Source organism: Roseinatronobacter bogoriensis DSM 18756 (assembly GCF_004366635.1).
GTDB lineage: Bacteria > Pseudomonadota > Alphaproteobacteria > Rhodobacterales > Rhodobacteraceae > Roseinatronobacter > Roseinatronobacter bogoriensis.
On record NZ_SORN01000004.1, the window covers coordinates 189301 to 201347 of the forward strand.

The window sequence follows — 12047 nt, forward strand, 5'->3', positions numbered from 1 at the left end:
GTTTGGCTTCTAGCCCTCGGGTGACAGCTTCCAGCGCTGTTCGTTTTCCTCGATTGCGCGAATGCGCTCTTCCGATTTGGGGTGGCTTAGCAGCCAGGCTGGCGCGCCACCGCCCATCCCGACCAGTTTTTCAAGTTTGCGAAACAAGGATTTCTGCGGCTCCAGCCCGATACCTGCCTTGACCAGCAGAGCGGAGGCATAGGCATCCGCCTCATATTCATCGTCGCGGCTCAGCCGCGCCATGAGCAAGGTTGTGATGAAATTGGCGATGATCACACCCAGCCCGGGAATGAAGCGGTTGAACACTGTCGCAAGTGCCATCCGGATCGCGTTGGTGCCCGAAAAGTCGATCATCCGTTTGCGGGTGTGGCCAAGGGCGACATGTCCCAACTCATGCGCAATGACACTCGCCATCTCTTCGGCGGACACTTCGCCTTGACGGTATTTGTTGTAAAAGCCGCGCGTGATAAAGATGCGCCCGTCTGGGGCTGCCAGCCCGTTCACAGGCTCAATCTCATATATATGCACAACAACCCGGTCCACGCCCACGGCCTCTGCCATGCGGTCTGTCAGCTTTTTCAGGCGCGCATCTGCAAGCGGGGATGATTTCGTGTCCAGTTCCTGCTTGGTGCGCCAGGCAGAGAACCAGTACATGACCAGACCATAGGCCAGTAGGATCAGGAAGGGGGTCAGTTTCAACATGCGCCAGATATGGGGCAGGGCAGGGCGCAGGGCAATGGCTGATTACCCTAAAACCAGTGTGACCCCCATCATTGCAGTAAAGGCCAGCGTGACGATCACGCCGACATTCGCGCTTTCGACCCCTTCAGTCGCTTCGGGCAGCAATTCCGAAAAAATCATCCACAGCATTGCGCCCGCCGCCAGCCCCAGTCCGACAGGCAGGACCGGCGCAAATGCAAGAACGAACAGAAAGGCAGGAACGGCCAGCAGCGGTTGCGGGGCAGAGGACAGAATTGCCCACCACCCGGCCTTGGCCACACTGGCCCCGCGCGGCACCATGACCAGTGCAATCGCCAACCCTTCGGGCACGTTGTGCAGCGCAATTGCAATGGTGATGAAATCGCCCAATTCGCGCCCGCTGCCATAGGCGACCCCGACCCCCACGCCTTCGGCGGCGGAATGCACGGTCATCACGCCCATGATCAGCAGGATCTTCAGGGCATCAGCGCCATTTGTATTGGCAATTGACACATCATCCTTGCCGTCAAGATACATCTTTGCCAGCCAGATGCCGCCCAAGCCAAGCAGCAGGCCAAGGATGGTGCGCGGACCGGAGAATTCGAACCCCTCGACCACCAGCGAAAACGTCGCAGCTAGCATCAGGCCTGCGGCGACCGCATTGCCATAGGCCAGCGCGCGCGGTGTCACCTCTCGAAGCGCCAGAAGGGGTAGGGCACCCAGGCCTGTCGCGATGGCGGTAATCGCGGCTGCGATCAGCACAAGAAGAACTGTCGGGTCTGACATGGCACACCTTTTAGAATAATTCTAAAATATGTGCCGGATGCGGCAAGTCAAGCGTGTTTGTACTTTGTTATATAGCGGGCATGTGTGCCGGTGAAATGCTACCCGCGTCCCACAAAGGGCATATCTGTCGCCATGATGGTGCTGAATAGCACATTCGCCTCGGGCGGGAGGGCTGCCATATGTGCAACCGCGCGGGCGACATGGGCAACATCCATCACCGGCTCGCTTCTGCGCGAGCCGTCAGGTTGCAAGACACCCTCAACCATCGCTTCAGTCATATCGCTGGCGGCATTGCCGATATCTATCTGGCCCACGGCGATCCCGTATGCGCGCCCGTCCAGTGCGGCCGATTTTGTCAGGCCGGTCATTGCGTGCTTTGTCGCTGTATATGGTGCAGAATGTGGTCTTGGCGCATGGGCCGAGATAGAGCCGTTATTGATAATACGTCCGCCGCGCGGGTCTTGCGCTTTCATCACGCGAAACGCAGCTTGCAGGCAATAGAACGCAGCATTCAGGTTGACATCCACCACTGCACGCCATGTCGCTAGGTCAAGCTCCTCAAGCGGGACGACAGGTGGAAAGACGCCCGCATTGTTGAACAGCAAATCAACCCGGCCCCACTGTGTCACCACCGACTCGAAAAGCTGCGCCACCGCCGCCGGGTCGGTCACATCCGCAGCATGGACCAGTGTCTCGCCTTTTGTTGCCTGCGCAGTTTCTTCAAGCGCTGCCTGTCTGCGCCCGGTCAGGGCCACGGACCAGCCCTGAGCTGCCAGTTCCAGCGAAACCGCACGCCCAATTCCACTGCCCGCGCCTGTTACAATTGCGGTTTTTCGCATTCTTTACCTCTGCTTTGATCCGGCTGGCATAGTCTGTGGTGAATATTGTGTAAAGTGAAGCACGAGATGTTATCCGCGCGGTGATGGTATAGGCATCAGTTGAATGTTATGTTCCGTGTTCTGGTGCCGGATCCCTGCCAGTGCTAGCAACCAGACGAAAAGTTCCTGCGCCACACGCGATGCTTTCACGAGGGGCGGCTATGCGGGACTTTGCCGTCATTCGGTTGTGCGGAATCGAGGCCGAAGGCCGCCGCGACTCAAAGGGCCGCCCCCACGGCACGGCGATTTGGCTGCCCCAAGCGCAAATATCTGATCTTTCGCGGATTTGGCCAGTATAAAGCGCTACAGATTTGACCGTGGATCGCCGCACCGCGGCCCAACGCTGCGCGGCTTGTCAAAACCTTCCACCGACCGCAAAACCGCCCCAAGCAGTAATCAGGTATCTTGTGTCTGGTGGCAAACACCAGGTTGCTGCGATAGACTAGGGGCCGCGCGACCTGATTTATTGTGCAGGCGCGGATTGACTGAATTTCGTCACATATTTGTATCGCTTTGGCGCAATGCCGCAACGGCTCTGGCAAGTTTTCGCCCGACCAGATATAGCAGGATATTTATTGATATAATGAGGTTGCCTTGAGCCTTCCTGCCACCCCTGACACTGCTTTGCGCGATGATCGCGCTGCTGCCAAGGTGCGCGTGACGCGCGACGGTCAGGGCTGGGTCTTGTCGGGGAGTGTGACAGTCAGGAACCTGAGCGATGCGGCGTCTGCATTGCGCCAGATTGAAGGTTCGGGCGATATCGAGCTTGATTTGTCGCAGCTCGAATCTCTCGACACGGCAGGCGCTTATGCGCTGCAAAAACAACGCCAGAAGCTGGCGGCGGTCGGCGCTGCCTTGCAATTCGTTAACCTGCGGGCGGATCACCAGGCGCTGATCGACCGCGTAGAAGCGGCTATGCCGAAACCAGAGTCTGTGCCAGCCGCGCGGCTCTCCGTAATCGACCTGCTGGAGAAGCTTGGCCGCACAGTTACGGGGGCTGGCCGGTTCTTGATCGATCTGGTCGCCATGCTGGGTTTGTTTCTGGCGCGTCTGGGCTATTTGCTGCGTCACCCGTCCGAGTTTCGCGTCACTGCGCTGGTGCATCATTGCGATCAGGTCGGCTGGAAAGCCGTGCCTATCGTCGCCTTGATGGGGTTTTTGATTGGTGTGGTTCTGGCCTTTCAGGGCTCGGTGCAACTGCGCCAGTTCGGGGCCGAGATTTTTGTAGTCGATCTAATTGCCATCTCGATCCTGCGCGAATTGGGAATCCTGCTGACAGCGATTATCGTGGCAGGGCGCACGGCGTCCAGTTTCACAGCGGCCATCGGGTCCATGAAAATGCGCGAAGAGATTGACGCCATGCGCACCCTGGCAATTGATCCTGCGACAGCGCTTTTTGTCCCGCGCATTCTGGCATTGCTGATCACGCTGCCAATTCTGGGCGCAATTGCCAATGTCATGGGGTTGTTTGGCGGGGCCATGATGGCATGGATCGAGCTGGGCATTTCGCCAGGCATGTTCCTGACCCGCCTGCTGGAAGATACCAGCGTCGACCATGTGCTGGTCGGTTTTGTGAAAGCGCCTGTCTTTGCCATGATCATCGGCGTTATCGGCTGTCATGCGGGGATGCAGGTGGGCGGCAATGCCGAAAGCCTTGGCGCGCAGACCTCGGCGGCTGTGGTGCGTGCGATTTTCATGGTCATCGTGGCAGATGCGCTGTTCTCGGTCTTTTTTGCGATCATGGGGATCTGATGACGCGTGAAGTGGTCATATCGCTGCGGGGCCTGCGCAACCAGTTCGGCGCGACCGTCGTGCATGAGAATCTGGACCTTGATGTATACCGGGGTGAGGTTCTGGGCGTGGTTGGCGGATCGGGGACAGGCAAATCGGTCCTGTTGCGCTGCATCGCAGGTCTGCGCCCACCGCAAGGTGGCCAGATCGAGATTTTTGGCAAGGAAGCGCTGAATTGCTCAGAGGCTGAACGCCGCGCGATAGATCAGCGCATGGGCGTCATGTTTCAGGACGGGGCGCTGTTTTCCAGCCTGACAGTGCGGGAGAATGTCGAAGTCCCCATGCGGACCTTACCGGGCCTTGATGCGGGAATGCGACGCGAACTTGCAGACCTGAAGATTTCCATGTCGGGCCTGCCCTATGCTGCGGGCGACAAATACCCTTCCGAATTGTCGGGCGGTATGCGTAAGCGTGCCGGACTTGCGCGTGCGCTTGCGCTGGACCCCGAGATTGTCTTTCTGGACGAACCGACAGCAGGGCTGGACCCGATCGGCGCGTCTGCTTTTGACGAATTGATTAGCGCCTTGTCGGAAACGCTTGGTCTGACTGTTTTTCTGGTCACGCACGATCTGGACACACTGCACGCGACATGTGATCGCATCGCGGTTCTGGCAGAAAAACGTGTGCTGTATACAGGGACAATGGCTGATATGTTAACAATCGAACACCCTTGGGTGCATGAATATTTTCATGGGCCGCGCGCGCGCGCCGCCGTCGAAGCACAGGAAAGGACAGGCTGAGGCATGGAGACTCGGGCCAATTACGTTCTGATCGGTATTTTCGCTTTGCTGGGGTTTCTTGGGGTGCTGGGTTTCTTCCTTGCCTTCGGGAAATTTCAGCTGGACCGGCAATTCGCATATTATGATGTAAGATTTGACGCCGTTTCGGGCCTGTCGCGGGCCGCTGATGTCCGGTTTGCAGGGCTACTGGTTGGACAAGTTGTCGATGTGCGCTTGTCCCCCGATGGCGATGGCACGGTACTGGTGCGGCTGGAAGTGGACCGCGATACACCTGTGCGCGCCGACTCTGTTGCAACCGTCGACAGTTCGGGCATTACGGGGGTGTCTTTCGTGGCCATTTCCACCGGCACGCAAGCCGCGCCCCTTATCAATGATCGGACCGATATCCCGGAGCTGGAAGCCGGCCGCTCGACCATCCAGTCGCTGACCGAAGGGGCACCACGCATTCTTGCCGAAACGCTTGAAGTTCTCGAACAGGTCAACCGACTGCTGGGAGAGGAGAACCAGACCAAGGTTTCGAACATCCTGACAAATGTCGAAAGCTCGACCGGGGAATTGTCGCGCGCGCTGGATAACTTCTCTGGCTTTACGGACACGATCGCCGAAGCCACGGAAACATTCGCCGAATTCAGCAATAATCTGGAACCGATCCTGTTGCAGGCGGAAAAAACTGTCGAAAGCCTGCAATTTGCGATTGATGAATTCGCGCTTCTGGCGACGGAGTCGCGCATCACCTTTGAGACGGGCACGGCCACATTGCAAACTGTCGAGACTTTTGTTGAAACCGACCTTGACGCGATGGTGACTGATTTGCGCAGCGCGGCCGATCTGGTCGGGCGCGAGATCGAAGCCTTCTCGCGCGAGGCACAGACCATGTTTGGCGAATTCAGCCGCACAGGCGCGGCTGCGACGCAGCGTATTGAAGCACTTGATCCGGCCTTGGCACGGTTGGAGCCGTTGCTGGCGCGCGCCGATACGACATTCGAGACGGTCGAACGCATGGCTGGCAATGTTGATACGCTGGTATCCGGGGATGGGGCGGCGCTTGTGGCCGAAGCACGCGAGATGGTGGCGCTTGCGCGGGATGCTGCGGCGTCAGTGGCAACTGTGGCAGAGAATGACCTGCCGGTCATTATGGATGATGTGCGCGCGGCTACAGCCGATATCCGGCAGGTGGTCAACACAGTTGGCGAAGATCTGTCACAAGTGTCTGGCCGCGTTGAAGAGTTGAGCGCGGGTGGCCTGCGCACGCTGGATCAGGTGACCGAAACTTTTGCAAATGCCAATACCACGCTGGGCGCTATCAACCGGGCGCTGGAAACCAGCGAAGGGGCCATTCAGGCGGCAGAGCGCGCCTTTATCGGGGCTGACCGTGTGATCAATGAAGAAGTGGGCCAGATCACGGAAGACCTGCGCGATGTGCTTGGGCGGCTGGGGCGTGCGGTGGATTCGGTGTCCGAGGATATTCCGGAAGTTACCGCCGATCTGCGCCGCACGGCGGAGTCTGCGGCCCGCGCCTTTGATGATCTGGGACGCCTTGTGCGCGAAAGCTCTGGCCCGGTGCGCGACTTTACCACTTCAGGCTTGCCCAATATCACCCAGCTTGCCCGTGAAACACGCGGCCTAATCACAAACCTCGACCGGCTGACCCGCCAGATCGAACGTGATCCCGCGCGCTTCCTTCTCAATCGCCAGACGCCGGAGTTTAGAAGATGACAGTGACACGACGTAATTTTGTAATCGGGGCAGGGTCTATGGGGCTGCTGTCTGGCTGTGGGGCATTATCCGCAATTGGCGATGCCACAACACCGCTGGACGCTTACGAATTGCGCGCGCCTGCCTTGCCACAGGCTGGGCGGATGCTGGCGCGCGCGCTTAGCGTCGAGCTGCCCACCTCTTCTGGCGCGTTGGAAACCGACCGCATCCTGATTAAACCCAATCCTGTGCAATCGCTGTATCTGCCCGGCGCGCGCTGGTCCGATCAGGCACCTGCAATGTTTCAGACCGTGATGTTGCGCGCCTTCGAGGATACGGGCGCGCTGTCCTATGTCGGGCGCAGACCCCTGGGGGGATCAGGCGATTTCGCCCTGATTTCCGAGATCACGGATTTTCAGGCCGAACTGTCCGAAGATGGCAATTCTGCCATTGCCCGCATTCGTCTGACCGCGCGCATGGTGCGCGAATCCGATGCGCGCGTGATGGCGCGGCGCAGTTTTCAGGCATTGGCACCCGCCCCATCCACCGAAACACTGGATATTGTGCAGGCTTTCAATGTAGCCTCTGACGAGGTGCTGGGGGATCTGGTCCGCTGGGGGCTAGAGGTGATCGGGCTTCGCTTGCCAGTGAGTTGATCTGATGGCGGTCGGGTGCCAGCATGTAACGAATTGATTGGATGATCAGGCGTGTTGCGCTCGCTCTACGATTGGACACTTTCGCTCGCACGCCATCCGAACGCCTTGTGGGCGCTGGCCGTGATTGCGTTCGTCGAAAGCTCTGTTTTTCCGATACCGCCGGATGTGTTGATGATTGCCATGATCGTGGCACGTCCGTCGCAGGCCTTTGTCATCGCAGGGGTGGCGACAGTGGCTTCGGTAGCAGGCGGTCTGGCTGGATATTGGATCGGTTATGGCGCTTTCGAGACATTGGGCCGACCTGTGCTGGAGTTTTATGGTAAGGACGCCTATTTCGCAGAGTTTCAGGCGCGCTACAATGAATGGGGGGCCTGGGCAGTTTTGATCGCGGGGGTAACCCCATTTCCCTACAAGGTGATTACAATCCTGTCCGGCGCAACGGCCTTGTCGCTGCCGGTGTTCATGCTGGCCTCGGTCGTGGCGCGCGGATTGCGGTTTTTCATCGTTGCGGCCCTGCTGCGCAGATATGGCGCACCAATTCGTGATTTCATCGAGAACCGCCTTGGGCTTGTGTTTAGTGTCTTCATGGCGTTGCTTCTGGGCGGATTCGTTCTGACGAGGTATTTGTGATGCGCAGGCAGTTGCAGATTCTGGCGCTTCTGGGTTCGGTCGGGCTGCTGCTTGGCGCGTTGGCTTTTGAATACATTGGCGGCATGGCACCATGTGCGCTGTGCATCTGGCAACGTTGGCCGCATGTCGTGGCGCTTGCCGGGGCTGGGGCGCTGGCCTTGCCTGGAGTGTTCTGGCCGCTGATCGGGGCAGGGGGGGCAGCCGTGTCCGGGGCGATCGGCGTGTACCACACCGGGGTGGAACGGGCATGGTGGCCTGGACCGACGTCATGCAGCGCAGGCGGTGACCTGAGTGGCATGAGCGCCGAGGAATTGCTGGCCCAGATCATGGCCGCGCCTGTGGTGCGCTGCGACGAGGTGCCGTGGGAAATGCTGGGCCTGTCCATGGCAAGTTGGAACGCAGTCGCGTCATTCGGGATTGCCGGTCTTTGGCTGCTTAGCCTGCGCCAAGGGGGCAAGTGGTCGTTCGCTGCTCAGAAATAGGCCCGCATGCTTTGAGGATTAATCCGCTTGAGCTTTTCTTTTCGTAGCGGGCATACAATCCGTCACTGGGACCGAACGCACGCATTAGCAAAATGGGTTCTGACGTCTTCAATTCAGGCGCATGCTGCGCTTGTTGAATTTGCCGACTTCAAACTCACCGACAACATTGCGCCACTGCCCGGCATCCAGTCGTTTCCTATGCGTAAACCGCACCGAATGCAGCGGCCCGTCAATACTGTCCTGCCAGAACTCTATGAATTTGAACAGGCGGGGATAATCAGGCGCAAGATCATAGTCCTGCCATACGAAGGTGTTCAGCACATGAATATGGTCAGGCATTCGATAGATCATTTCCGCTGTCGTCAGCCCATAGCCCTTCAGCATCAATTCGACCGGGTGTTTTTCCATATGGGACCTCTTCTTGTAGTTCCTGAAAAAATCATGCCAGAGCGAAGAATATTTTCAATAAAAACATGCTGTTGGCACCTTGGTGGCGTGGCTGCCAAATGATTGTCAGCACGACCATTGCACCCCATATCATGGTTCTGATAAAGTGCCTTCAACCATATCTAGAGTGGTGTGAACAGACGTGAGGGCCATGTGAGCGACAGTCCGGAAACCCCTGAAAACATGGATGAAATTCCACCATCAGGCCCTTCGGGGCCAAGCGTTTCCATCACGCATGAAATGCGCGCCTCGTATCTCGATTACGCGATGAGCGTGATCGTCAGCCGGGCAATCCCTGATCTGCGCGATGGCCTAAAACCTGTGCATCGGCGCATTCTTTATGCGATGCATGAGGCAGGCAATACGCATGACAAACCGTACCGCAAGTCAGCGCGTGCGGTGGGCGATGTGATGGGCAAGTATCACCCGCATGGGGATTCGGCGATTTATGACGCGCTGGTGCGGATGGCCCAGCCGTTTTCCATGTCTCTCAAGCTGCTGGACGGGCAGGGCAATTTCGGGTCCATGGACGGTGATAACGCCGCTGCCATGCGCTACACCGAAGTGCGCATGGACAAGGCCGCCGCTGCACTTCTGGCCGATATTGACAAGGATACCGTTAATTTTCAGGACAATTATGATGGCCGCGACAAGGAACCCACGGTTCTGCCCGCGCGCTTTCCCAATATGCTGGTCAACGGTGCGGGTGGTATCGCAGTTGGTATGGCCACCAATATCCCGCCGCATAACCTTGGCGAAGTGGCCGATGCGACCCTTGCCCTGATCGAGAACCCGGACCTGACCTCAGAAGATCTGATGGGCTATGTCCCGGCCCCGGATTTCCCCACTGGCGGTCTGATCCTTGGCCGTTCGGGCGCGCGAAAGGCTTATCTGGAAGGGCGCGGATCGGTCATCATCCGGGCGAAAACCCATATCGAGGAAGTGCGCAAGGACCGTTTCGCGATCATTATCGACGAAATCCCCTATCAGGTAAACAAATCGACGATGGTCGAGAAGATTGCCGATGCCGTGCGCGAAAAGCGGATAGAGGGGATTTCCTCGGTCGCGGATGAATCTGACCGGACTGGTGTGCGTGTGGTGGTCGAGTTGAAGCGCGATGCCACGCCGGATGTAGTGCTTAACCAGTTATTCCGTTTTACGCCGATGCAGACCAGTTTCGGCTGCAACATGCTGGCGCTGAATGGCGGGCGCCCAGAGCAACTGGCGCTGCGCGATTTCCTGACGGCCTTTGTCGGTTTCCGCGAAGAAGTCGTGACCCGGCGCACGGCGTTTGAGTTGAACAAGGCGCGCGAACGCAGCCATGTGCTGTGCGGTCTGGCTGTAGCGGTTTCGAATGTTGATGAAGTTGTGGCGACCATCCGCAGCTCCGCTGACCCGGCTGAAGCCCGCGAAAAGCTTATGACGCGGCGTTGGCCTGCGATGGATATCGCGCCCTATATTCGGCTGATTGATGATCCAAGCCATACGATGAATGACGATGGCACCTATAACCTGTCCGAGGTTCAGGCCCGCGCCATTCTGGAACTGCGCCTGCAACGCCTGACCGCAATGGGCGTCAAAGAAGTCACGGACGAGTTGGAGGCGCTGGCCGCCAAGATCAAGGATTATCTTGATATTCTGCGCTCGCGCGCCCGCGTGATGGAGATCATCTCGACAGAATTGCGCGATGTGCGCGATCAGTTTGCCGTGCCACGCCGGACCGAGATTGTCGACTGGGCGGGCGACATGGACGACGAAGACCTGATTGAGCGCGAAGACATGGTCGTGACCATCACATCGGGGGGGTATATCAAACGCACCCCGCTGGCCGATTTCCGCGCCCAACGTCGCGGTGGCAAGGGTCTGTCGGGCATGTCCACCAAGGATGATGATGTCGTCACCACCTTGTTTGTCGCCAATACCCATACGCAGCTTCTGTTTTTCACCACAGATGGCATGGTCTACAAACTGAAGACCTGGCGCTTGCCGCTTGCGGGCCGCAATGCGCGCGGCAAGGCAATGGTCAATATTCTGCCGATTGCCAGTGGTGTCAGCATCGCGGCCATCATGCCTGTAGAACGGCCAGAGGAAGAGTGGGAAAACCTGCAAATTGTCTTTGCCACTTCGGCAGGCGATGTGCGGCGCAACGCCTTGTCAGATTTTGTGAATGTCATGCGCAATGGCAAGATCGCCATGAAGCTGCCCGAGGGTGTCAGCCTTGTGAATGCGCGCATCTGCGATGAAGATGATGATGTGATGCTGGTCACAGCGTCCGGCCGTGCGATCCGTTTCCGCAGCACTGATGTGCGCGTCTTCAAGGGGCGAGATTCCACAGGGGTGCGCGGGGTCCGCTTGGGCGAGGGCGACAGCGTTGTCTCTATGGCCGTCATCCGCCATTTCGAGGCAACACCGGAAGAGCGCGCCACCTATCTCAAGATGCGTCGCGCCATGGCGGGTGTCACCGAGGACGATGGCGAAGACGAAGAAGACGCAGCCGAAGGCGCATTGTCGCCCGAACGCTATGCGGAAATGTCAGCCTGCGAGGATCTGATCCTGACCATTTCCGAAAAAGGCACTGGCAAACTGTCCTCCAGCCACAACTACCCTGTGCGTGGGCGTGGCGGCATGGGTGTGGCGGCGATGGACCGCGCCATGCGCGGCGGCGCGCTGGTCGCGTGCTTTCCGGTCGAAACATCGGATCAGATCATGTTGGCCACGTCCAAAGGGCAATCTATCCGTGTCCCGGTGGATGGAATATCGTTTCGCTCGCGCTCTGCTGGCGGGGTCAAGGTTTTTAACACGTCGAATGGTGAACATGTCGTATCGGTTGCGCGGATCGCAGAAACCGGCGACGAATCTTCCACCACCTTCGATGAGCCCGGCTCGGACAGTCTGGAACCATGACCGAAGAGGTGTCAGTGCGGCTTGAGGCCGCGCTGAACGATCTGGTGCAGCGCCGCCAATGCATCACTTACGGGGCGTTGGCGGCTCAGATCGGGTTTGATGGGCCGGGGCGCATCAGGCACCTGACAAACCTGCTTGAAGCGCTGATGGAAGTCGACATGGCGCAGGGCCGCCCCTTTCGGGCCGCAACAGTTATAAGCAGGGCGTCTGCTGGTTTGCCCGCACAGGGCTTTTTTATCAAGGCCAGCGCTTTGGGCCTTTGCCCGTACCCGTTGCCGCCCGTGGCCGCAAAAGCATTTCATGATACACAGCTAGAGGCACTCTTTTCTGGGATGTGAC

At 58.4% G+C, this 12047-nt stretch carries 12 protein-coding genes; 8 read left to right on the plus strand and 4 right to left on the minus strand.

Going from position 1 to position 12047, the window contains the following annotated elements:
• Positions 1–9: 9 nt before the first annotated feature.
• From EV660_RS11085 to EV660_RS11095, 3 genes are all read right to left on the minus strand, one after another.
• On the minus strand, positions 10–702 hold the full coding sequence (locus EV660_RS11085; RefSeq protein ID WP_071480517.1) for a M48 family metallopeptidase: 693 nt from the start codon (positions 700–702) through the stop codon (positions 10–12).
• Between the two features lie 42 nt (positions 703–744).
• Positions 745–1485, minus strand: a complete 741-nt coding sequence (locus tag EV660_RS11090; RefSeq protein ID WP_071480518.1) for a ZIP family metal transporter — start codon at positions 1483–1485, stop codon at positions 745–747.
• A 98-nt stretch (positions 1486–1583) separates the two neighbouring features.
• Positions 1584–2324 (minus strand): SDR family oxidoreductase, encoded by a 741-nt coding sequence (locus tag EV660_RS11095; RefSeq protein WP_071480519.1) that lies wholly within the window; start codon positions 2322–2324, stop codon positions 1584–1586.
• Between the two features lie 690 nt (positions 2325–3014).
• Here EV660_RS11095 and EV660_RS11100 point away from each other — a divergent pair.
• The 6 genes from EV660_RS11100 to EV660_RS11125 are packed head-to-tail and all read left to right on the plus strand — an operon-like array spanning position 3015 to position 8357.
• Positions 3015–4115, plus strand: coding sequence for an ABC transporter permease (locus tag EV660_RS11100; protein ID WP_375781723.1), 1101 nt, complete (start codon positions 3015–3017; stop codon positions 4113–4115).
• Positions 4115–4894, plus strand: coding sequence for an ABC transporter ATP-binding protein (locus tag EV660_RS11105; RefSeq protein WP_071480520.1), 780 nt, complete (start codon positions 4115–4117; stop codon positions 4892–4894). Before EV660_RS11100 ends, EV660_RS11105 begins: the two co-directional genes overlap by 1 nt.
• A 3-nt stretch (positions 4895–4897) precedes the next feature.
• Positions 4898–6610: an MlaD family protein gene (locus EV660_RS11110; protein ID WP_071480521.1), complete on the plus strand. Its 1713-nt coding sequence runs from the start codon at positions 4898–4900 to the stop codon at positions 6608–6610.
• Positions 6607–7245: an ABC-type transport auxiliary lipoprotein family protein gene (locus EV660_RS11115; protein WP_084634849.1), complete on the plus strand. Its 639-nt coding sequence runs from the start codon at positions 6607–6609 to the stop codon at positions 7243–7245. The genes EV660_RS11110 and EV660_RS11115 overlap by 4 nt, the downstream gene beginning before the upstream one ends.
• A gap of 51 nt (positions 7246–7296) precedes the next feature.
• Positions 7297–7875, plus strand: coding sequence for a YqaA family protein (locus EV660_RS11120; protein ID WP_071480523.1), 579 nt, complete (start codon positions 7297–7299; stop codon positions 7873–7875).
• Positions 7875–8357, plus strand: a complete 483-nt coding sequence (locus tag EV660_RS11125) for a disulfide bond formation protein B (RefSeq protein WP_071480524.1) — start codon at positions 7875–7877, stop codon at positions 8355–8357. Before EV660_RS11120 ends, EV660_RS11125 begins: the two co-directional genes overlap by 1 nt.
• Before the next feature lie 108 nt (positions 8358–8465).
• On the opposite strand, the gene EV660_RS11130 is transcribed toward EV660_RS11125, so the two are convergent.
• Positions 8466–8765 (minus strand): usg protein, encoded by a 300-nt coding sequence (locus EV660_RS11130; protein WP_071480525.1) that lies wholly within the window; start codon positions 8763–8765, stop codon positions 8466–8468.
• Between the two features lie 192 nt (positions 8766–8957).
• Between EV660_RS11130 and gyrA the strand changes: the two genes are divergently transcribed.
• Both gyrA and EV660_RS11140 read left to right on the plus strand, forming a co-directional pair.
• Positions 8958–11708, plus strand: coding sequence for a DNA gyrase subunit A (gene gyrA, locus EV660_RS11135; protein ID WP_184409750.1), 2751 nt, complete (start codon positions 8958–8960; stop codon positions 11706–11708).
• Complete coding sequence (locus EV660_RS11140) at positions 11705–12046, plus strand: hypothetical protein (RefSeq protein WP_071480527.1); 342 nt, start codon at positions 11705–11707, stop codon at positions 12044–12046. The genes gyrA and EV660_RS11140 overlap by 4 nt, the downstream gene beginning before the upstream one ends.
• The last annotated feature ends 1 nt before the right edge of the window (position 12047 follow it).